The 22,110-nt window shown below is 68.4% G+C and carries 11 protein-coding genes and 1 pseudogene; 7 read left to right on the plus strand and 5 right to left on the minus strand.

All coding sequences use genetic code 11. The features are described 5' to 3' along the window. Positions 1–15 precede the first annotated feature (15 nt). The 4 genes from pglY (at position 16) to AC067A_RS03285 (ending at position 10,514) form a co-directional block, all read left to right on the plus strand. On the plus strand, positions 16–3,909 hold the full coding sequence (pglY, locus tag AC067A_RS03270; protein WP_478613797.1) for a BREX-2 system ATPase PglY: 3,894 nt from the start codon (positions 16–18) through the stop codon (positions 3,907–3,909). After that, complete coding sequence (gene pglZ, locus AC067A_RS03275) at positions 3,909–6,827, plus strand: BREX-2 system phosphatase PglZ (RefSeq protein ID WP_478613800.1); 2,919 nt, start codon at positions 3,909–3,911, stop codon at positions 6,825–6,827. Before pglY ends, pglZ begins: the two co-directional genes overlap by 1 nt. A gap of 121 nt (positions 6,828–6,948) precedes the next feature. After that, positions 6,949–8,301, plus strand: coding sequence for a BREX system ATP-binding protein BrxD (gene brxD / locus AC067A_RS03280; protein ID WP_478613803.1), 1,353 nt, complete (start codon positions 6,949–6,951; stop codon positions 8,299–8,301). Positions 8,302–8,354: 53 nt separating this feature from the next. After that, a complete protein-coding gene (locus tag AC067A_RS03285; protein WP_391074204.1) occupies positions 8,355–10,514 on the plus strand; it encodes a DEAD/DEAH box helicase in 2,160 nt (719 codons plus the stop codon). 162 nt (positions 10,515–10,676) lie between these two features. Here the strand turns inward: AC067A_RS03285 and AC067A_RS03290 are convergent. Beyond that, positions 10,677–11,056 (minus strand): annotated as a pseudogene (locus AC067A_RS03290) (NUDIX domain-containing protein); the annotation flags it as partial. Between the two features lie 146 nt (positions 11,057–11,202). Between AC067A_RS03290 and AC067A_RS03295 the strand changes: the two are divergent. The 3 genes from AC067A_RS03295 to AC067A_RS03305 all read left to right on the plus strand — a co-directional run bounded on the left by AC067A_RS03295 (position 11,203) and on the right by AC067A_RS03305 (position 12,837). Beyond that, complete coding sequence (locus AC067A_RS03295; protein ID WP_356060688.1) at positions 11,203–11,676, plus strand: NUDIX domain-containing protein; 474 nt, start codon at positions 11,203–11,205, stop codon at positions 11,674–11,676. A gap of 301 nt (positions 11,677–11,977) precedes the next feature. Next, positions 11,978–12,232 (plus strand): GNAT family N-acetyltransferase, encoded by a 255-nt coding sequence (locus AC067A_RS03300; RefSeq protein ID WP_391075771.1) that lies wholly within the window; start codon positions 11,978–11,980, stop codon positions 12,230–12,232. Beyond that, complete coding sequence (locus AC067A_RS03305) at positions 12,226–12,837, plus strand: nucleotidyltransferase domain-containing protein (protein ID WP_478613808.1); 612 nt, start codon at positions 12,226–12,228, stop codon at positions 12,835–12,837. The genes AC067A_RS03300 and AC067A_RS03305 overlap by 7 nt, the downstream gene beginning before the upstream one ends. Before the next feature lie 351 nt (positions 12,838–13,188). Here AC067A_RS03305 and AC067A_RS03310 read toward each other — a convergent pair whose 3' ends face one another. Genes AC067A_RS03310 through AC067A_RS03325 form a run of 4 tightly spaced genes read right to left on the minus strand, consistent with a single transcriptional unit; the run spans position 13,189 to position 21,900 of the window. After that, complete coding sequence (locus tag AC067A_RS03310) at positions 13,189–14,598, minus strand: TIGR02679 family protein (protein WP_391074211.1); 1,410 nt, start codon at positions 14,596–14,598, stop codon at positions 13,189–13,191. Beyond that, entirely contained in the window at positions 14,595–18,914 is a 4,320-nt protein-coding gene (locus tag AC067A_RS03315) for an SbcC/MukB-like Walker B domain-containing protein (RefSeq protein WP_478613812.1), read from the minus strand. Before AC067A_RS03315 ends, AC067A_RS03310 begins: the two co-directional genes overlap by 4 nt. Then, entirely contained in the window at positions 18,911–20,305 is a 1,395-nt protein-coding gene (locus AC067A_RS03320; RefSeq protein WP_478613815.1) for a DUF2398 family protein, read from the minus strand. The genes AC067A_RS03315 and AC067A_RS03320 overlap by 4 nt, the downstream gene beginning before the upstream one ends. A gap of 26 nt (positions 20,306–20,331) precedes the next feature. Continuing rightward, positions 20,332–21,900, minus strand: a complete 1,569-nt coding sequence (locus AC067A_RS03325; protein ID WP_086823250.1) for a TIGR02677 family protein — start codon at positions 21,898–21,900, stop codon at positions 20,332–20,334. Positions 21,901–22,110 lie beyond the last annotated feature (210 nt).

Here is a 22,110-nt window from a genome sequence, read left to right on the forward strand (position 1 = left end):
AGGAGCTTAAACACCATGGCGTTCATGAGTAGGAACAACTCTCGCCCCGAGGACCGGCCGCTTCTGCGGGAGCTGATCGACATCCCGGAGTCGGTGTCCACCTCCGACTTCGTGCTGAAGCTGAACGAGGCGGTCACCGCCGAGGGGGCTGAGGCGGCCCTGAAGGACTACGTCGTCACCGACCGGCTGCTGGGTAACTTCGACGAGGCCCTGGACCTGATCAAGTCGGCGCTCGACAGCCACTCGTCGAAGGCCGCATATCTGCACGGTTCGTTCGGTTCCGGTAAGTCGCACTTCATGGCGGTGCTTTACGCGCTGCTCTCGCGCAACCGGGCCGCTCGGAACCGTAGCGAGCTCGATCCGGTGCGGGCCCGGCACTCTTGGCTCGACGCGGATGACCGTAAGTTCCTGCTGGTGCCGTACCACATGCTCGGCGCCAAGTCTTTGGAGCAGCGGGTGCTCGGCAAGTACGTGGAGCACGTACGCAAGCTGCATGAGGACTGCCCGCTGCCGCAGGTCTACCGGACCGACGGGATCTTCGAGGACTTCGCCGAGCAGCGCCGACGTAACGGCGACGACTGGGTGATCGCGCAGCTCGCCGATGCCGGTGGCCAGGAGGACGAATGGGGTGATTCCTTCACCTGGACCAGCAGCCTTCTCGACGAGGCCATGGACGCGGTGGAGGAACACGAGAACACCAAGAGCCTCGATCTGGACAATCCCTCCACGCCGAGGGAACTGCGTGCCCGCCTCGTCCAGGACCTCACAAGAACGCTGTTCCCCGCCTTCGCGCGCAATGCTTCCGAGGACGCCAGCGGCTTCATCTCCCTTGACAGGGGGCTCAGCGTCATCGCGGCGCACGCCAAGGCGCTGGGCTACGACGGGCTCATCCTGTTCATGGACGAGCTGATCCTGTGGCTGGCCACTCTCATCCACGACCAGAAGGTGCTGGGCAGGGAATCCAGCAAGGTGACGAACTTCGTGGAGGGCGGTGACGAGCGGCGTGCCATTCCGGTGGTGTCGTTCATCGCCCGTCAGCGCGATCTGCGTGAGCTGGTCGGTGAGGAGATGTCCGGTGCCGCCGAGGCGGCAGTGCAGGACACCCTGAAGCTCAACGGCGGGCGTTACGACGAGATCGTCCTGGAGGACCGCAACCTTCCTCAGATCGCGCAGGCTCGCCTGCTAAAGCCCGTGCCGGGTGCCGAGGCGAAGGTGGACGCGGCGTTCGCTGAGGCCAAGAAGCTCGGCCCGGACGTGTGGGACACCCTGCTGGGGCACGACAAGTCCACCACCGGCGCGGACGAGGACGCTTTTAGGCGGACCTACCCGTTCCCGCCGGCGTTCATGGACACCCTGGTGCACATCTCTGCCGCGCTGCAGCGCTCCCGCACCGGCCTGAAGCTGATGAGCCAGCTGCTTGTCGACCATCGTGACGACTGGCGGCTCGGACAGCTCGTGCCGCTCGGCGATCTGTATCCGGCGATCGCGGGCGGCGGCGACAAAGCGTTCAGCGGGGAGACCAATGTCCACTTCGAAGCTGCCGACAAGCTGTACCGGGACAAGCTGCGCCCGTACCTGCTGAAGACCAACCAGGTTACCGACGACCAGGTCGAGGCGTACCGACGCTCTCCCGAGAGCCTGGGCGACCCGCAGCTCGCGGCCCGTTGCCGCGACTTCACCGGCGACAGCCGGCTCCTGCAGACCCTCTTGCTGTCGGCGCTCGCGCCCAGCGTGCCCGCGCTCGCCGACCTCACGTTGGCGCGGCTGCACGCCCTCAACCACGGTTCCATCACCACCCGAATCGCGGGGACCGAGGTCGGCCGGCTCGAGCAGAAGGTGAAGGAGTGGGCGGCGACCTTCCCTGAAATCAAGGTCGCCGGTACCGGGCCGTGCGCGGTGGTCCGTCTAGAACTCACCGGCGTCGACCTGGACGCCGTCCTCGCCAATGCACAGGTCCACAACAACCTGGGCAACCGGCGCGCCAAGATGCGCAGCCTGCTCAAGGACGCGCTCGGGGTTGGCGACGGGCCCGGCGGCTTCGACGCATACGACGTGCTCGACCTTGTGTGGAAGGGCACCGAACGACAGATCGAGGTGGTCTTCGGCCACGTCGCCGACGTCGACTCGCTGTCCGAGGCGACCTTGCGGCCCAGCCAGGACGACGCCTGGCGGCTCGTCGTGGATTTCCCGTACGACGAGGGCGAGTTCGGTCCGATGGACGACCTGCAGCGGCTGCGTGCCCTGCGAGAGAAGCCGGGTGGCGACTCGCGCACCCTGGCCTGGCTGCCCACCCACCTGACCGACGCCTCCCGCAGTGACTTCGAGCGTCTCGTCGTCATCGACAAGGCCCTCGCCGACGAGGCCCGCTTCGACTCCGAATTCGCACGCAGCCTCAACGCTGACGACAAGGCGCGAGCCAAGAGCATGCTGCAGTCGCAGCGCAACATCCTCACCGAGCGCGTCACCCAGGCGCTGCGGCAGGCGTACGGGCTCGCGCAAAAGCAGGAAGGGGTCGTGGACCTCGGCTTCGACACCCACTTGGTCGCCCAGCAGGATGTACCTGAGCTTCGGCTTCCGCTCGGTGCAGCGCTGGACGCTGCTGCCCGCGACCTGGCCAGCAGGCTGCTTGCCCACCAGTACCCTGCCCACCCCGACCTGGACCCCGATGGGGCCGGCAAGTCTGTGAAGCCTGCCGAGATCAGGACCGTCTTCGAGTACGTGCGCAAGGCCGCCGAGGACCGCGATGGACAGGTCGAGGTCGATGGCAAGGATCGCAAGACCATGGCGCGGATCGCGGGCGGCCTCGGGCTCGGAACCATGCGGGAGGCGTACTACCGGCAGTCCACCACCTGGCCTGACCACTTCACCAGCCAGGCCCGCTGGGACGGCACGGCCGAGCCGACTCTGGTGAAGCTCTCCGACTGGAGCGACCTCCCCGAGCCGCGCGGACTGTCCGAGCCGCTGCGCCGGCTGCTCGCCGCCGCTTACGCGGAGATGACTGACCGGGTGTGGGTTCGCGGGGGTGTCCCCGTCGAACCGGCGCCCGCACCACATGAGTTGAAGCGGGACTACGCCCTGCGCGAGCAGGCTCTGCCCAGTGAGGAGGACTGGACCGAGGCGCGGAAGCGGTATGAGACCGTGCTTGGAGACCGGGCGCCGCAACTGCGTCGTGGGCGGATCGTCAACCAGTTCGCCGGACAGATCAAGCAGGCCGCCGCCGCGCTCGCCCAGGACGCAGGACGGCTCGTCGGGGAACTGGAGAAGCACCGTTCCTTCCTGCGCCTCGATGACGCCTCGCCCCGCCTCGTCCTCGCTCGGCGGGCGCAGGAGCTGGTGAAGTCGGTGACGGAGGGCGGCATAGACGCCAAGAGCGTCGTTGACCGGCTCGCACGCTTCGACCTTGGCGACTTCACCGCACACCGTTACGCCATGTCCCTCAAGGGCGCGGGGAAGGTCGCTGCCGCGCTGCAGAACACCAGCTGGGACCAGCTGGGCCTGGCCGACACCCTCGGTGTGGACGGCGCGGCTGTCCTGGAGCGGGTGCGAGATGCCGCCGCCGGCGATCCGGGGGATTACCCCGACCTGCCGGGCGTGTTGCAGGCCAGTGGCCGGGAGGTGCTGTCCCTGCTGAGGTCCCGACAGACCACGGCCGAGCAGCCTCAAACCCCCGCCATCCCGTCGCCGAGTTCGGACGATGTGGACCTGATCGGCGGCTCCGCCCACCCGCAGGTGCTGCCGGAGCCGGTGGCGCAGCCGGGGCCCCGCACGCCGTCTCGGCCCGGTGTCCGCTCCGGCGGCGGGCGAACCACCGCCGCGCGGGCTGCCGCCGAGCTGCAGGCGGAGATCGCGGCGCTCGCGGCTGAGAACCCCAACGCCACCGTCGAGGTCGTCTGGAAGGTTGTCGACTGATGTCCGAGACCGTCACCGCAGCGCCCCCGTCCGCCGGTCTTGCCCGGCTGCCGGCGGGTACCGTCCGCCAGTACCTCGCTGCGCGCAGCCGGCTCGGTGACGGCACGGTCCGCGTCCTGCTGCTGCGGGCCGATCCGGCCTGGGACGGGCCCGCCGCGCTACAGACTGCGGGCGGGCTGCGGGCGCGCGTGGCCGTCGGGCCCTCGGTATTGGCCGTACATGAGCAGATCCTGGGCCACCTCGACGCGGCGACTCCCCCAGACCCCAAGGTCCTGGTCGTCCTCACCGACCGCGAGGATACCGACCTCGACCCCGGGCTGCTCGCCCGTGTCTACGGCGGCAGGATCCGGTCCGTCGACAACTGGGAGGTCGTGCAGGAGGCGTTCGATGCACGCGGCCTCGACGGGCGACTGCGCAGCGAGATCTGGGCGGCCGAAGCGCTCCTGGACGCGGCGGCCACCCGCGGCTGGCCCTCGTTGGGCAAGGGAGTGCTCTCTCGAGACGAGGCACTCACCCGGCTGGCCAGGCGCCGTCTCAGGCTCGGCCGTCACGACACGGATGCGCTAGGCGGGCCAGCCGCGCACGACGACGGGGACCGCATCGACCCCGTTGCACTGTTCCGATGGGCCCTCACCCCTGGCGGCCCCGACCTCCTGCGCGACCTGCGCGGACCGGAGCGGGCCGGCTTGGCCCGCTTCCTCGCCGAACCCGAACATGGCGGCTCCACCGGAAAGATCATCACTGCCCTGGTGAATGCCGAACACGGGGCAGACGCAGCCGCCTACGCGGTCGTCTGCGCCGCCTTGTGGGGGCACGCAGAGGCCGACCACGACTTGTACCGGGCGCGAGGGCGCGCTGAGCGGTGGCTCGGTGAACAGCCTCCCGCCCAGGGCGACGACCTCGACAGACTCCTGGCCTCCTTCGGATCCAGTGGCGAGGCGTTCGTCCGCGGGCTTGTCGACCGAGGCGAGCACCGGCTCGCCGACCCGGTCCTGACTCGGGCCGCACAGCTCGTGGCACAGTTCGGGGCACAGGCTGCCGCGACTGCCAGCCCGCTGCTCGCGGCCGGACTCGATGCCCGCTTCACCGCGGCTGGTCGTGCCCTCGCGGACGGCGGCACCGACACGATCACCGCTGCCGTCACCGCGCTGGCCGATCATGCTCTGGCCGCCGACGGCGCTACCCGGGCCCGTATCGAGCGGGTGAGGATGGCGGCGCGGTTGCGACAGTGGCTTGCCGGCTCGCCTGAGGCCGATATCGCCTCGGTCGCTGACGGCACCGCCCGTCAGATCTGCGAACTCGGCTGGGTGGAGCGGGCCTTGGAACACCTCGAAGCGGGCGGCGACCCGGACGGCGTACTCGCCGACGCATACAGCCGGATCGGTGTGCAGGTGCGGGACAAGCGCCGCGAGCTGGACCGTGCGTTCTCCGAGCGGCTTGCGGTGTGGACCGCGGGTGGCACCGCCCCCGGCGTCATGCTCACCGTGGAGAGCTTGCTGGACCGTGTTGTTGCACCCGTCGTGGCCAGCCCCGGCCGACGGGTCCTGCTCCTGCTCGTGGATGGGATGAGCGCGGCGATAGCTGCGGAGCTTGGTGAAGAACTTCGTGGGCAGTGGGCTGAGTTCGACCCGCTGCCTGCTGCGACCGGAGCGCCTGTTCGGCGCGCCGTGGCTGCCGCGCTGCCCACCCTCACGGCCGTATCCCGAACCTCGTTGTTCGCGGGCACCCTGATGAAGGGCGACCAGAGCGACGAGAAGCGGCTCTTCCCCCAGCACTCCTGCTGGAACGGGGCTCCGGCGGTCGTCTTCCACAAGGATGACCTGCGCGGCCCTGACACCGGTTCGCCCTTCTCCACCGCTCTCACCGAAGCCCTTGCCGACGAGCGCACCCATGTCGCGGTCGTGCTGAACACGGTCGACGACCGCCTCGGCAAGGAGCAGAAGCTCGGCGACGGCGCGTGGCAGGCCAAGGAGATCGGGGGTCTGGAACCCCTGCTGCGGGCCGCCCGCGCGTACGGCATGACCGTGCTGCTCACCTCCGACCACGGCCATGTAATCGAGCGGCGCGGCACCAAGCTCGACGCGGCCGGAGGCACAATCGGCTCGGCCCGCCACCGCACCCCTGGCGGTCCGGTCGCATCGGCCGAGATCGAGCTGTCCGGACCTCGGGTGGTCTGGCCGGAGCCAGGATCGCGGATCGTCGCGCTGCGGGACCACGACACCCGGTATACCGCGCTCAAGGCCGGCTACCACGGCGGGGCAACTCTCGCAGAGTTCACCATCCCGCTTCTCGCCCTGCTTCCCTTCGGCGCCGAGCCGCCGATCGGATGGCGGGAGCTGGGCGACCCGACCCCCTCCTGGTGGACCGAGGACGGCGAGGTTCGTGGCGTCGTCCAGGCCGGCGCCAAAAACGAAGCGGACGCAGGTGCCGTGCCCGACGCCGCCGTGGCGAGCCCGCGCCGGCAGCAGACCAAGAAGGCCGCCCCGCCCCCGCCCGAGGGCGCCATCAGCCTGTTCGGCGAGGACGAGGTGGTACCCCCCGTATCGCAGGAACCCGGGGAATCGGCGGCCGCGTCCGAGACCGCACCCACCTCCAACCAGTCCGAAGACCCTGCTGTTGCCCTGGTCGAGCGGCTCATGGCGACTGAGCTATACCAGGCACAGCTGGACCTGCTCGCCCGTAAGCCACGCGACAAGACCGTCCTCCCGAAGGCACTGGTCGCGCTTGTCGAGGCCGGCACCCTGCCGATGACGGCTCTTGCCGAGCGAGCGGGCCAGCCCGCCACCCGTGCACCCGGCTTCGCAGCGACCCTCGCCCAGCTCCTCAATTACGACGGGGCCCAGATCCTGGAGATCCTCCCGGACAACCGCACCCTTCGCCTGCACCGCGCCCAGCTGATCGAGCAGTTCGGGCTGTGAACCGGCGCAGTGTGCCTGCATCGGGCGGGCCGGTCTGCCGGCCCGTCCAGTCCGCGTGCTGGATGTCAGGCTTTGGCGTCGGAATCCGGCCAGGTGGGCGGCCGGATGGGAGACTGTTCGGGTGAACGCGTTTGGATCCTCAGCATCAGCGGCCGCCACCCCGATCGGCGTCGTGCGACGGCGCGCCGTCGTGGATGCGCTGCGGCGCGGCGCCGTCCCCGAAAGCGGCCTCGACCTGCTCGCGACCGGCCTGGGCCGCTTCGAAGGGGCAATCGACGAGGAGCTGGACGCCGTCGCCGGCGGAGGTTCGGTGTTCAAGGCCGTGCGTGGCGAGTACGGATCCGGCAAGACCTTCTTCACCCGCTGGCTCGGCGAACGCGCCAAACGACGCACGTTCGCCGTAGCCGAAGTACAGGTGTCGGAGACCGAGACCCCACTGCACAAGCTCGAGACCGTTTACCGGCGGCTCACCGAACGCCTGACCACCGTGAGCTTCCCGCCCAGCGCCCTGCGGCCGGTCGCCGATGCCTGGTTCTATGCGCTGGAGGAAGACGCACTCGCCGACGGCGTGAGCGAGGCCGAGCTGCCGCAGGCCGTGGATCGGCTTCTCACCGCCCGGCTTGCCGAGGTCTCCCGGCATGCCCCCGCATTCGCCACTGCCCTGCGTGGATACAAGCAGTCCCTGGACGCCGGAGACGAGGCCACCGCCGCCGCGGTCATGGCCTGGCTCGGTGGCCAGCCGCACGTCGCCGCAGCCGCCCGGCGCAGCGCAGGCGTCCGCGGCGACCTGGACCACTTCGGTGCCTTCGGCTTCTTGCAGGGCCTGCTCACCGTGCTCCGGGACGCCGGGCACGCCGGACTCGTCCTCGTGCTGGACGAGGTGGAGACCCTGCAGCGGGTTCGCTCCGACGCACGCGACAAGGCACTCAACGCGCTGCGGCAGCTCATCGACGAGGTTCACTCCGGCCGCTTCCCTGGCCTCTACCTCGTCATCACAGGAACGCCCGCCTTCTACGATGGACAACAGGGCGTACAGCGACTCGCACCACTCGCCCAGCGCCTCGCCACCGACTTCACCACCGACCCCCGCTTCGACAACCCACGGGCCGTCCAGATCCGGCTGCCCGGATTCACCCAGCAGTCACTGACCGGCCTGGGCGCCACCATCCGCGACCTGTACGCGGACGGCTCCCAGTCCCCGGATCGGATCAAGCAGCTCGCCGACGACGCGTACCTCACCGACCTGGCACGGGCCGTGGGAGGTGCTCTCGGCGGAAGGGTCGGAGTAGCACCCCGGCTGTACCTGAAGAAACTGGTCGGGGACGTGTTGGACCGGATCGACCAGTTCCCCGACTTCGACCCGCGCACGCACTACAAGCTCACGGTCTCCAGCGGCGACCTCACCGCCACCGAACGGAACTTCGCCGCGCCCACGCCAGCCACCTCCGCGGACGACCTCGACCTCGAGCTCTGAAGAGCCATTCCTCGAAGCCCCGACCTCTGACGACCAGCGCAGGAGCCGTAGACGTGCAGGATCAGCCGCGCGCCACCGACCCGGTGGAACGCCTCGACCCGGTAGTCCTGCACCACATCGTCAACACACTCGGGTGGCCGGATCTGCGCCCCCTGCAGAAGGCGGCCGTACACCCGCTGATGGACGGCGAGGACGCGATCCTGCTCGCGCCGACCGCCGGAGGGAAGACGGAGGCCGCCACCTTCCCGATGCTGTCCGCTATGCGGGAGAAGCACTGGACCGGCACCTCCGTCCTCTACCTGGCGCCGCTCAAGGCACTCCTGAACAACCTGGTGCACCGGGTCGACAGCTACGCCCAGTGGCTGGGCCGCCGAGCCGCGCTCTGGCATGGCGACACCCCCGAGTCCGTGCGCCGCCGCATCCGCACAGAGTCCCCCGACTTCCTGCTGACGACGCCCGAGTCCCTCGAAGCGATGCTCATCAGCGTCAAGACCGACCACACACACATGCTGGGCCGCGTACGCGCTGTCGTCATCGACGAGGTACACGCCTTCGCGGGGGACGACCGCGGCTGGCACCTGCTCGCCGTACTCGAACGCCTGGAGCGACTGACCGGCCAACGGATCCAACGCATCGGCCTCTCCGCCACCGTCGGCAACCCCGACACCCTGCTCACCTGGCTCCAGGGCGCCAGCCCCGCCGACCGCCCCGGCCGAGTCGTCGCCCCCGGAGTGACCCTGCCCGCCAGCGGGACCGCATCGGCCGGCGCCGAAAATCTCCCGCGCCCCGCTGGAGAGGTGGAACTCGACTACGTCGGATCTCTCGCCAACGCTGCCAAAGTGATCTCCACCCTGCACAAGGGCGAAAAACGGCTCGTCTTTTGTGACTCGCGCAAGCAGGTGGAAGAGCTCGGCGCGGCACTACGGGCGCGCGACGTCACCGTGTTCCTCTCCCATGCCTCCCTCTCCGCTGACGAACGTGCTCGCTCCGAGCAGGCATTCGCCGAAGCACGCGACTGTGTCATCGTCTCCACCTCAACCCTCGAACTCGGCATTGACGTGGGCGACCTCGACCGCGTCATCCAGATCGACTCACCCAGCACGGTGGCCTCTTTCCTGCAACGCATCGGCCGTACCGGACGCCGTGCTGGCACCTCCCGTAACTGCCTGTTCCTCGCCACCCGGCCCGACGCCCTCCTCCAAGCCGCCGGCCTCCTCACCCTGTGGACCCGAGGTTGGGTTGAACCCGTCACCCCGCCCCCCTCGCCGCGCCATCTCGTCGCGCAACAACTCCTCGCTGTCACCCTGCAGGAACACCGCCTCGGCGACCGCCTATGGCCCGAACAATGGAACGGTTTGGCTCCCTTCGACCGCTCCGCTGGCCCTCTCTTGTCCCACCTCGTTGAAGGCGGCTTCCTCGACAGCGACGGCGGCATGCTGTTCATTGGCACCGAAGCCGAGAAACACTTCGGCCGACGCCACTTCATGGAGCTGACCGCTTCCTTCACGGCACCGCCTGAGTTCACCGTGCTTGCCGGACGCAAGGAGATCGGGACCACCGACCCCACCGTCCTCACCGAGGAACGCCCAGGCCCGCGACGCCTGCTCCTGGCCGGCCGCAGCTGGCAGGTCACCTTTATTGACTGGGCTCGACGTCGCGCCTTCGTCGAACCCGTCGAAAACGGGGGCATCGCCAAATGGCAGGGAAGCGAAGCCCGCGGTCTCTCCTACGCCCTCACCCGCGCCATGCGCGACGTCCTCCTCGGCACCGACCCCGACGTGCGCCTCACGCGCCGCGCCACCGCTACCCTCGCCGAACTCCGCATGGACCGCGCACCCCACGAAGTGCACCCTGCAGGCACCCTCCTCGTCCGCGACGCAGACGCCACCCGCTGGTGGACTTGGGCCGGCTACCGCGCCAACGCCACTCTCACAGCTTCCCTCGGAAACCTTGCTGACCCCGTTCAGCGCCCCACAGACACCCACGTCCGCCTGCGCCAGGACCTCAGTTCGAAGGACTGGAAGGTCGCCCGCTCCGAATTGGCCGAGTCCCTCACCCTGCCCACCGTTGATCCGCGTGCCGTCCGCGGCCTCAAGTTCTCCGCTGCACTTCCACCCCGACTCGCCTCCGCCACGCTCGCTGAACGTCTAGCCGACTTCGACGGCGCGCTTGGCACCGCCCGTGAGCCTGTACGAGTGGAATGGGGCAGCTGAACACCCCGGCGTTTGCGCCGCTGCGGTTAGCAACTGACCGAAGGAGCAGTCCGCACGCCACCCCTCCGCGATCGAGCAGTCTGCGACAGCTCTGCGTGGGGTGTCTTGCCTCTCGCTGCTAGGGCCGTTGAGGCTGGCGAAGGTCAAGGTCTCCGCCATCCCTCACGCCTCCTCATGGATCGGGGAGTCGACGACGGAGACGATGGCCTCCGTGTTCGTGGCGATGAACTCGGCCGGCTCGGGCGGCATCAGGTTCAGCTCGCGCACGGCCTCGGCGGTGAACGGTATCCGGACCACCTCGTACGTGCCCCGCTCTGGCTTGGAGAACTCCGTCCCCGTACGTGCGGCCAGGTCCATCGACGCCAGGCGCGCGGCGAAGATGTGCTGGACGCCAATGCCGTCCTCCAACTGGTCGGTGATCAGGTGGACGAGCTCGGCGCCCTCCAGCTCGCCGCCCAGCTCCTCGAACACCTCCCGATGCAGGGCCGCCTTGATGGTTGCGTCGTCCTGCTCCCCCCGCCGCCGACCGACACCCAGTACGGCAGTACGGCTCTCTGTCCGGCTTGGTGCCGCATCAGAAGTCCTGATCGCCACCCGCCCATGAGTCGATGGTGCTGGCGGCCGAATTCCGTCGCCGGCTACAGAGGCGCCCTGTAGCGTGACCGGCCTTGACGATCGGAGGAGAGCCATGCCTGAGAAGACCGCGGAATCCGGCCGTACGTATGCTGCTCACTACGCTGACGTTCACCTGATCGTCCGCCAGGGCGACGAGATCCTGATGGGGCGACGCCGCAGCCAGCCTGTGTTCCCTGGCATGTACCAGGTACCGGCCGGGCTGATGGAGGACCACGAGCCCGCCACGCTGGCAGCCGTACGTGAGTTCACCGAGGAGACCGGCGCCACCGCTGACCCCTCCGACGTGCGATTCGTTCACCTGATGCACCACGTCTCCACGCACGCTGGGTCACGGCGGATCGCCTTCTTCTTCGAGGTCGACCGCTGGCAAGGCCAGATCGGGAACCCCGAGCCGGACAAGTGCGAGGGCTGGCAGTGGCACAAGCCCAGCAGTCTCCCCGCGCCTCTGCCTCCGTACCTCGCGGTCGCCCTGCAGTACATCGCCGACAGCGTCACGTACAGCGAATACGCTTGGCCCTCCGCATGAGTGCTGGCGACACGTGGATGCGGCCGTGCCCAGGACCGGACACCAGCCGCACACTGCTCGCACCTGCGTGAAAGGAAGAACGCATGCCGGTCCCGGAGTTAGCCCGACGCGCCGTGGTCGCCGATGCGCCCGAGCTGGTCAGGCTGCGATGGATCATGTTCGGGTCGCCTGGTACAGAGCCCCCTCCGCGATGGGCGGCGGACTGCGCAACGGCATTCGTCCAACGCCTCGACGACCCGCTGTTCGCCATCTTCGTCGTTAACACGGGGAGCGGCGGCCTGACCGCCTGGGCCGCAGGAACCTGCACTCCTCGACTCCCCAGCCCGGCTATGCCGGGCACATCGGGTCGGTGGCCACCGACCCGGCGCACCGCCGCCATGGGCACGGCCGGGCGTGCGTCACGGCCGCGCGTGATCGGCTAGCCGGGCAGGGCTGCACAGTCATCGATCTGTACGCCTCGGCGGACGGCCGCCCCCTGTACGACACGATGGGCTTCGTTGTCCGGCCCGATGTCGCGATGATCTGGCGCGCACCGAGCGCGAGCCGTGAATGGTGACCGGCCAGGGCCCCGGGCAGAGCTGGCAGCCCGCACCGCTGACTGAGATCGCCGCTCTGTTCTCGAAGACGGCTGCGCCGTGGTGGATCGCGGGCGGTCATGCCATCGAGCTTGCCACAGGCCACTCATTCCGTGAGCACCACGACATCGACGTCCTCGTGCTGCGCCGAGACCAGCTCGCCGTTCAGGAGGTCCTCGCCGGGTGGCAGTGGTGGGCTGCCGACCCGCCTGGGAACCTGCGGCCGTGGCGGCCCGACGAGCTGCTGCCGGTTGGCGTGCATGACGTCTGGTGCCGTCCCAGCGCGTCGGCGCCGTGGCGGATTCAAGTGATGCTCGACGAGGCCGAGGGCGACGAGTGGGTGTCGCGGCGGGACCGCCATGTGCGGCGCGACCTCACGGACCTGGGCGCAGTCTCCGCGGCCGGCATCCCCTACCTACGGCCGGAGATTCAGCTCTACTACAAGGCGAAGCAGCCGCGGCCCAGGGACGCGGTCGACTTCGTCGCGGTGCTGCCGATCCTCGACACCGGGCAGCGGGCATGGCTCGAGCAGTCGATCGGCAGCACGTACGGGCCGCACCCATGGATCGAGCAGCTCGGCGAGTAGCGGCGGAGCCGGACAGTCAGCGTGCCTTGACGGGGACGCGAAGCACTGAGTGAATGGCGGCGAGGCCCCCGGTTGGGGGTGTTACCTCGTCAGAAAATCCTCCCACGTACGCCTGTGCCCATCGGGGTTTCGGCGTGGGTAGCGTGCGCAGGGCGGTTGCCGTGAAGGGCATAGCGGTGGTGTGGGCCGCTGTGGGCACGGGTGTCCCCCGCCAGGCCGGCGATCTGGGGGAGTCCAAGCGGTCATTGCTCCGGGTCGGGGGACTGGTGCGTTGGTGATCTCCCTCGGTGACCTCGTTGTCGCGCAACGCGCCATGGGGCGATCGCGATGTCTGGTTATGACTGCGCTTGCCTACAATCCGGGCCCCGCGCGACCTCCGCAGCAGACTTCCCGGTCTCCGTCACTATCCCTTCTCGGCGGAACTACGTCTCGTATGGGCGTCTCTTCCTCATCGTGACGCTCAGCTTCTGCGCTGGTCGTAACTCCACGCCCAGGGGGAATGCGATCAGCCGGAATCTTCCAATCCGCTAGCAGGGCGTCAGCGACGGCCTCTTCGTAGACGGCGCGGTTTTCCCGTTCCATGGCCTCGGCGAGCTCTGGGTCCCAGAAGGTGGCCTGGGCCTTGCCGCTCAGCTGGACGTGATCGCTGTCGGTACGCACCGCGCTGAGGTAGTCCTCAGCGCTCATTCGCCAGGGTTCGGCCTGGTAGCGGGTTCGGAGCTGGTTCGTCATGTCGATGCCGGGCCAGTCGAAGTCCCCGTGGTAGAGCAAGGTGCCACCGGCTTCGACGACCAACCGCGCCAGCCGGTGAAAGGCGGTCGAGGGGCGCCCCTCGGTGCAGATCAGCGGCGGACTGCTGGCACCGAGCTCACCGGCGGCACGACGGAGCACGGCCGGGTTCTCGCAGACGTACACCGTATGCAGATTCACGGCGATCGGCAGGGTGATGAGCTGGTGGAGGGTGATGTGGAATGGAGTGCCGTAGCGGGCGGCGTCGGTGAGCCACTGGCCCAGCCCCTGGCCGGTCGCGGGGAGGTTGAGGACGAGGACACGGCTGGCCAGATCATCGACGATGACGTCGAAGGCGTCCCACAACTCGCGCCGAGACTCGGCCCCTGATCCGAGTGGGACTCCGCGTGCCATGGCCAAGGCCCGCAGGACCAGTGTCGGCAGAGAGCCGCGGCCGGGATTGAGGGCCTTGGTGTCTCCTGTGGTGGCGTCGGCCAAGGCGGGCAGCATGATCGGTGGAGCGTCGCTTGGCCGGCTGTAGAGGTGTTCCAGGACGCGGACGGCCTGGCTGAAGAGGTGAGGGTCCTTCCTATTGATCAGCGCGGTGATCGTGCCGTCGGATGCGAGGCCGGCCAGCCACTGCCGGTACCAGGCATGCTCGGCATGAAGCGGGCTGGCCTCGCCCTCAGCAAGGATCCTCCGCCGGGCCTGATCGAGCACGGTCCGCTCATCGGCGCGAAAGCGCAGCTCGGGGCCGATCCGTTCCAGGACGTCGCGGAGCGACATGCCCGTGACGTTGCGGACGCTCTCCTCCAATGTTCCGAGGGGGATGGTGATGCGGCGGACATTGGCCGACCGGTACGCACCGGTGATGCCGATGACAGCGGTGCGTTCGGCCGAGGTCGGGTTGGCCAGGCCGATGGAGCCCTTGACCTCGCCGCCGTTGCGCTCGAGCGAGCGCCGGGCAGCAGCCAGGAGCCGACGGAACTCGGGGGCCCGGTAGCGCTCGTATGCCTCTGTCGATCCGGTCATTCTGTCTCCTCGACCTTGTCGTTCGTCGGCTGGTCCTCGGGGATGTCCGCGAGCAGTCCTGCCCCTGCGGGAACGTGCCGACGGGGCGCGAAGCCAAGGAGTTCGGCGGCAAGATCGTCGGATCCGGGGTACTCGAGGTCATCGAGGATCTGTTCGCCGTCCCAGACCAGCAGCATGGCGGAGACGGTGTGGGACGCCTCGTCGTGCTTCATGTCGTAGTGGGAGATTTGCGGCACGTCAGGGTAAGTGATCCACAGGTCGTAGCCCGTCATGAAGAGGTCGAGGTCGAACTTGGCTGTGAGGGCGAGCAGGTCGGGGCGGTACTTCTCGTCGATGCCGGCGAAAGCTTCGTCAAGGGCGATCAGCCGCGGGCAGGTGGGGTAGGCGGAGCTGTACTGCGCATGGGCGGCTGCGAAGAGCGGAAGGTGGATGGAGGCGGATTTCTCGCCGCCGGACATCACGCTGTGCTTGGCCTTGGTGAGCAGTTCTCCCTTCTTCCGCTCCTCTTCGCTCATGCCCGGCCGGAACAGCCGGAGTTCGAACTTGCGCCAGGCGCGATAGTCCAGAACCTCAGCGATCACCTGCTGGTAGCTCCTCTTCTTGTCGGCAGCAGCCCTCGCGCGGATCTGGCTGCGCAGGTGGGAGCGGAGCTCGGCCAGTCCTGCCGGTCCGAGACCGGAGGCGTCCTTGTCGAGCAGTTTGTTGACGGCCTGCTGGGAGTCGGTGAGTGCGTCGGAGGTGATCCAGTTGATGCCCACGGTGGTACCGGAGGACATCGGCTTGGAGCGGGTATCGGCGTCCATGCTTTTGACCAGGTCGCGGGCGGCGACGGTGCGATCATGGATTTGCTCGGCCAGCCCGGTCAGGAGTCCGTCCTCCAGGACGGTCCGTTCCCTGTCTTCCAGCAGTACGCTCTGATCGGCGAGCTGTTCGGCCAGGCGACGGGCGAAGTCCGTTACGGGGGCGGGGCCTTCGCTGTCGGTGACCCGGGCCAGGATGATGTCACCGGCCGGCTCCCACTCGAAGAGGTAACCCTGATCAGATTCCAGCAGGGCTGCCTCCAGCGCGGTGATAGCGCTAGAGATCTTGGATGTCACGGTCTTCAGGAGGCTCGAGGTGATCGGCCGGCCCCGGGTCGCCTCATCGAGCGCGTTGACCAAGGAAGCGACGGATGCGGGGACGACGCTCTGGGCGGCTTCGATGCCCGTGAGGGGAATGCCGGGCGAGGTCAGGCTGTCCATGAGGGCCTGGACTGCCTGCTCGGGGCTCGGCCACATGTCGTGGGGCAGCCAGATGGTCTCGGCGTTCGCTTCGAGGAGGCCGAGAAGGTCGGGCCGGGCATATGGCTCCAGCGTGAGCGTGGTGCGCACCTGCTCCGCCACGGCCGTGGCGAGTGCGGTACGGCCGAACTCCAGGGCATGGTCAGCCTTCAGAAGCCGGTCTCGATGCTCTTCCGCGTCCTTCTTCGCACGGTCGTACGTCTTCTGCGCCGTGGTGAGCTGCTCCTCCGCGTCCGTGATCTGCTGCAGAATCTCCTGCAGAGGAGCTTCCAGCGTCGCTTCCTGGGTGCGCAGACGTTCCTCCTGAACGGCGAACGCATCCCTACGCGCCTGTAGCGCCTCAGCCTGCTCTGAGCAGGACTCGGTCTGCGCTTCGATGATCTCCTTGCGGCCGGCGATGTCGCGCTCGGCCGCATCGGCCTGCTCACGGCAGGCGGAGAGCGCCTTGCCGGCGTCGGCGAAGTCGTCGATGGCCTGCGCGACGTTGTCCAGTTCCTCACGAAGCGTAGGCAGCCGTGCGGCCGTGGCAGCATGCCGAAGCTGCCGATTCTTCTCATGGGCGCGCGCAATCGCCCCGTCGAGCCGCTTGCGGGCTTCGGAGAGGCGGCGGCGTGCGCCAGCGGCCTTCTCCGCCACCACCGCCACCTGACCCACCGCCTGGATGATCGGTTGGGTGCGCGGGAGCTCATGCCGGGCGCGGTCGAAGTCGTCGCATGCTTCCTGCGCGTACCTCTGCTGCTCTTCGATGCCGGCGAGCTGAGCTTCCAGGACGGCGATGGATTCTTCGAGCAGGCGCAGCCGCTCGCGCCGGCGGGCGGCTCGTGCCGTGGCCCCGATGTACTCCGGCTGATCCTTAGGATGCGCACCGACCTGGATGCCGAGGCAGAAGTGCGAGCCGGTCGTGACCGCAGGAGCGCGCAGCGCGCCGTCCGTCGCAGGGACGTCGTCCGTTACGGCGACGGACGCCAGGACAGCCTGTACGGCCGCGGCGGAGACGAGCTGCTGATCTTCGACGACCAGTACGTCGGCCAGGGTGCGTCCGGTCGGCCGCTGCGCGGGAGGCAGTGGGCGCAGATAGGCGTCGCCGACCTTGTCGTGCAGTGCCTGGTCGGTCAGCGCAAGGTCGGGGTGCAGCCAGGCGGTGAGCAGGCCGGCCGCGTACAGGGCGCCCTCCACCGCAGCCGCATGATCGTTGGGAACATCCTCGGCGAACCGCACAAGCTGCCACAACGGCGCACCGGGCCGCGCATCGCGGCTGGCGGGGCGCAGGTCACTGGGCGGGGGCGCGTCGTCGCCTTCCGCTGCCACGGTGTCGCGCTCTGCTCGCCTGGATCGCAGGGCCTCCGCGACGTCGCTGTGCTCCCGCTTCAAGTTCTCGACGCGGGCCAGAGCACTGGTGCGGCGCTGGTCGGTGAGGGAACGAAACTCCTCCGGCAGCGAGGCCGCTTCGGGTTCCCCCACCGCGGCGATGGCAGTACGCAGTACGTCACCGTCGGCGGCGACCAAGACCGCGGTGTCATCACTGCCGCTCCAGCGGCTGATGAACTCCTCCAGCTCCTGGTCGGCCGTGGCGCGGACGATCTCGAGCTTCTCAGCTGCTGCGGCGGATTGCCGCTCGGTCTCGGTCAGCTCACCGCTCGCCGCGTCAGCGTGCTCCTGCTCGCGCTCCTGGTCCTTCGCGGCGTTCTCGGACGCGCTGAGGTGGACGCGTACGTCCTCCACTTCGCTGCGACGCGCGGCAACCCGGCCTGCCACGTCCGTGTCCAGATCGGCACCGAGATCCAGTGTGTCGTCGTCGTGCAGGACGCCGCAGCGGCGCGCCGCGTCCATGAGACTGTGGGTATGCCGAGAAGCGGCCTTGCGCAGCTCATCGTTTCTCAGGAGAGCCCGCTCAGCCTCCCCTTTGAGGGCAGCCAAGCCCTCCTGGGCCCGGTTGAGGTGGCGGCCACTCTCCGCGATGCCCTGGCGCTCGTTGCGTACGCGATCGCGCAGCTCCTCGAGACCGTTCTGCTGCTTGATAGCGTCGTGGTTCTTGTACTCGGCCAGGCTCGCGCTGAGCTCATTGCACCGGCGTTCGGCGGTATCGCGCTCATGCTGTGAGGAGGCCAGCTGCCGCTCGGCGGTGCGGTGGTCCTCCGCCGCCTCCATGATCGTCTCGCACTGCGCGGCTGTGTCCTGAATGCGCCCGGTGACCTGGTCCACGCGGTCACGGGCATGGGCGCGCAGATAACTGGTGTATTCACGCAGGAAGGTCCGGACTGCGGTGTCCGCCCCCGTCAGTGCGTTGAGGAGCGCTTGGATCTCGGCGAGGTTCTCGAAATCGCGGGCGGCCTGCAGGATGAGGTCCTCGTCGACGGGGCGCAGGCCGGCGGTGAGGGTGTCGGACACCTTGACCGGGTCGAGGTCCTTGGCCAGCAGAGGACGCCGTAGCTGGAGCAGAAGGTTGACCAGCTGGCTGTAGCGCTCGCGGCCCAGCCCAAACAGCCGGTCATCGATCGCCTCCCGGTACGCCTCCGCCGAAGCGTAGGTGGCTCCTTCACCCAGGAGCTTCTTCAGAGCGTTCTCCCGCAGCGGGCGCGAGGCGGCGTCCAGCAGGCCGAAGTCGATGCCGACTCGGCCGTCGGTGACGAAGAAGAAGCGGGCCGGCGTGGACATCGGCTTGGTCACCCGCATGCCGATCCCCACGGTGACGGCTTCGAGGACCTCTCCGTCGGGTGCGGTGCGGGCGAACTCCATCCACACATAGCCGTATGCGGACTCCTGCCCTTTGTAGAGCAGGTTCGACTTCATGGTGCGCTCCTCGCCGCTGAACGGATCGAGACGCCTCGCGTCGAGGACACCGTCCAGAACCAAGGGGAAGAGAACCTCCAGGGCCTTGGTCTTGCCGGAACCGTTGTGCCCGCGCAGGACCAGGCGTCCGTCGGCGAAGACGAACTCCTCGTCGGTGTAGTCCCATAGGCCGATCACTCCGGCGCGGGTGGGCTTGAAGCGGACCTCCGACCGGTCAGCGGTGCGGGAGTGAGGGATGAGCGTCATCGAGAGGTTTCCTCAGTGGGGAAGTCAAGAGCGAACTGGCCGTCGTGCGCGGGGCGCGGTAGGACGGCGGTGATATTGCGGTAGCGGCCGGCCGCGGGCCGGACCAGAATCCCGCCAGGGACGATGTGGACCAGGCGCAGGTCCGCCAGGAGCGCGACCGCCTCCGCCAGTAGCCCGCCGGGATCGGCCTGCCACTTGTTGGTGAAGGACGAGGGGCCGAACTCCTCATAGAGCTCGGTGATCATCTGCTCCAGCGTGCCGTGTTCCACGAAGGGCAAGCCCGTCTGCCCCTCATGCTCCGGGGAGTCCTGATCGGCCTCGGCCGCGTGCTCGCCAGCATCCGTGTGCGGGTCGTGCGCCAAGGCTTCGAGCGTGCCCGCCTGCGGCAGGGCCATATCGATGCGGCTGAGCAGGACTGCGTGTTCCTCTCCTGGATCGGTGGGCAGGAGGTAGTGAAGGCTGCTGGCCCGGTCCGGGTCTTCCCGCAGGTCCGCGATCTTCGCGAGTATCAGCCCGGCAGTCCGGTTGACGGCTCCGCCGCGGCCGGGGAACCGCTTGTCCGTAAAGTGCCCTGTGGTGTCTACGAGCATGATGCCCTCGGCCCGGCGCTCGACAGGCAACCCGGTCAGCCGTGCGATGTCCTCGGCCAGGGTGGGCTGGCGCAGTGCTATCGCGGTCTCCGCGTCGGTGTCGCTGAAGTAGACCACCGGGTACTCGATCAGCAGCCGACGGGCTCGCTGGGCAGCAAAGCGGCGACGGGGGTCGCGCCCGGTGCCGGCGGTCGGAGTGTCCAACAGCCCAGCAGCGCTGACCAGGTGCTGCAGCGGTTTGTTCGGCCGGAAAAGCGCCGCGCAGGTGTCGTGGTCGATGTCGAACAGCGCGTCCCCGCGGTCGTGGTCACGGGCCCAGTCCTCCATGGAGCCATCGGAGATCCGCAGTGCACCCCGGTCGACGAGCCAGTCCATCACGTCAACGACCGCGTCCTTGTGACCTGGTGCGGTCGCATCGAAGCCCAAGTGCTCGATCGTGTTCGCGGACGGCGTGAGCAGTTTGACGAGATCGGCGAGGTTGATCTCGACGCGCGACCTGTGCAGGCAGGCCAAGATCAGACAGAGGTAGGCCAGCCGCCGCCGGTCGAAGGGTCGCTTGCTCTTCACCGTGAGGAACGCCTGGCTGGCGTCGAAGGCGTCCAGCCGCCGCAGCAGCCGTGCGTGACGGGCGCTGGTCTGCAAGGAGTAGCCGAACAGGTCACGGAAGTCCTTGGCCAGTTCGTCGGCCCATTGCAGCACCAGCGCAAGCGCCTTGGCCCGCGGGTAGCTCTCGGTGACGACGCCATGCAGCAGCATGAGCCGGGCCGCTTGCTGGTACGAGCCAAGGTCTGCGGTCTCCACGGAGGCGGCTACGCGATGGGCGGGCATCAGGATTTCTCCGTTCGGCTTCGGCGCATCGCACCATGGGGCTTGATCTCCAGGGCGAAGCCGGGCAGGTGCAGCGTGCCGGTCTCGGTCCGCAGCTGGCTGCCGCGCTCGTTCGGGATCAGGCGCAGCGTCAGGACGTCGCTGCTGCCGGTGCCGGAACGCAGTCGCCCCGCGACGACCGTTCGCACCTGCAGGGCACGGGTTAGCAGCTTGAGCACGGCGCGGGTCTCCGCCTCGTTCAGCACCCGGTCGTGCGGCCCATGGTCCAGGAGATCCTTCGCGGCCTCCCGGTCCGCGGCCCGATCCGCCAACTGCTGTTCACGTAGCCGGGCATGGGCACCACGGCGGGTACGGACCGGTTGCGGGCCACCCGGTGCTGGCCGCTTGCCGTGCCGGAACAGGCTGATGCTGACCTCTACACCAGGCGCATCCCACCACGTCGTCCGCGGCGAGATCTGGTCATCGTCGTCGTGGGCACCCGACAGATGACGTACCGAGCGGAGGTCGAAGGCGGCAGACACGAGGGCGTTCGCAGCCTGCTCATCCGGCGCAGCTGCTGCCCAGGCGGCAAGATGCCGGAGTTGGGTGGTCCGGCTCACCCCTCCTCGACGTGACTCCGTCACCTGCCGCAGCAGGGCGATGACCCCCGAAATGGCCGTGCGCGTTGCGCCTTGCAAATGGGCGGCCTTGGTCTCCATGGGGCCGTCCGCCAAGAACCATTGGCGCAGCCCGATCCAGCGCCGCCGCCAGTCCTCCAGGCGTGCGGACGGCCGCATCATGGGCCGCTCATCCACTGCGACGGCCCGCTCCAGCAAGGTCTCGACCCCGGTGTCTTCCACCTCGTACACGGCCTCGGCCAGCCGGGGCGCGTAGCGCTCCAGTTCCGCTGTGAACTCACTCATGTGTGCCAGCAGCGCGTGCTTGTAGCGCAGGAAAGTCTCAGGAGAGACATCTGTCGTGCGCGCCACGTCGTTCAGGGTCAGATAGAAGCGCGCCGCCCGCTGGGTCATGTCTTCCAGCACGCTGTCGAGGCGTGCGAGCTTGCGGTACACCTCGTCCCGGTCGCCTTCCCGGTTCGCTGTCGCCAGCGCCTTGAAGTCCGTCAGGATGTCGGCGAAGACCAGCCGCGACAGGTTCGCGTCCTGTACGCGGGAGCCGATGACCTCCTCCACCGCGCGGTAGACGCGGTAGCCGATCTCCGTGAACTGGTAGACCGATTGCCGGTTCCGGTATGCGGCAAGATTGCCGCACCGCAACGGATCTTCCACTCGATAGAGGACCTGCTCGTCGTCCGAGGAGAGGTTGTCGAGCATGCCCCGCAGATTCAGATCCGCAGCAGACGGTACCTCGTCGTGTTCTGTGGCGAGCTCCTTCAACGTGTTCGCCACGTCGTCAGGGTGAACCTGTAACTGGTGTACCGCTCGCAGTACGTTCATCGCACGCAGCACCCACAAATATGCGACAGGATCATCGCGCTGCGTGAAGTTGAACAGTCGCAGGCGGTCGCCCACCGTCAATGAATCAAGATCGAATGACTCGGAGACTCCAGAGTCATCACGCTGGAACACTTACGCCGCCCCTCATCTCGGCACGCATTGCGCATACCCTGACAGACACCACTGACAATCGAGGCCGGAAGAGAAGCGGCTTCCCCCTCTTCAGCGCTCTCGGCAGAATCGAACGGCCTCACCTCCTCCGATCGTTTGGCCGCCTCGACTCGTTGCCGCCACCCTCGCGAGTCTCGGCAACGCCCTCGCCATCGCCCGCGAGCCGATGCG

It is taken from the genome of Streptomyces sp. NPDC043176, from assembly GCF_056436715.1.

Excerpts from the sequence above, each read along its gene's own strand:
- pglY (WP_478613797.1), top strand. The coding sequence starts at position 16 with ATGGCGTTCATGAGTAGGAACAACTCTCGCCCCGAGGACCGGCCGCTT.
- pglZ (WP_478613800.1), top strand. The coding sequence starts at position 3,909 with ATGTCCGAGACCGTCACCGCAGCGCCCCCGTCCGCCGGTCTTGCCCGG.
- AC067A_RS03295 (WP_356060688.1), top strand. The coding sequence starts at position 11,203 with ATGCCTGAGAAGACCGCGGAATCCGGCCGTACGTATGCTGCTCACTAC.
- AC067A_RS03305 (WP_478613808.1), top strand. The coding sequence starts at position 12,226 with ATGGTGACCGGCCAGGGCCCCGGGCAGAGCTGGCAGCCCGCACCGCTG.
- AC067A_RS03310 (WP_391074211.1), bottom strand. The coding sequence starts at position 14,598 with ATGACCGGATCGACAGAGGCATACGAGCGCTACCGGGCCCCCGAGTTC.
- AC067A_RS03315 (WP_478613812.1), bottom strand. The coding sequence starts at position 18,914 with ATGACGCTCATCCCTCACTCCCGCACCGCTGACCGGTCGGAGGTCCGC.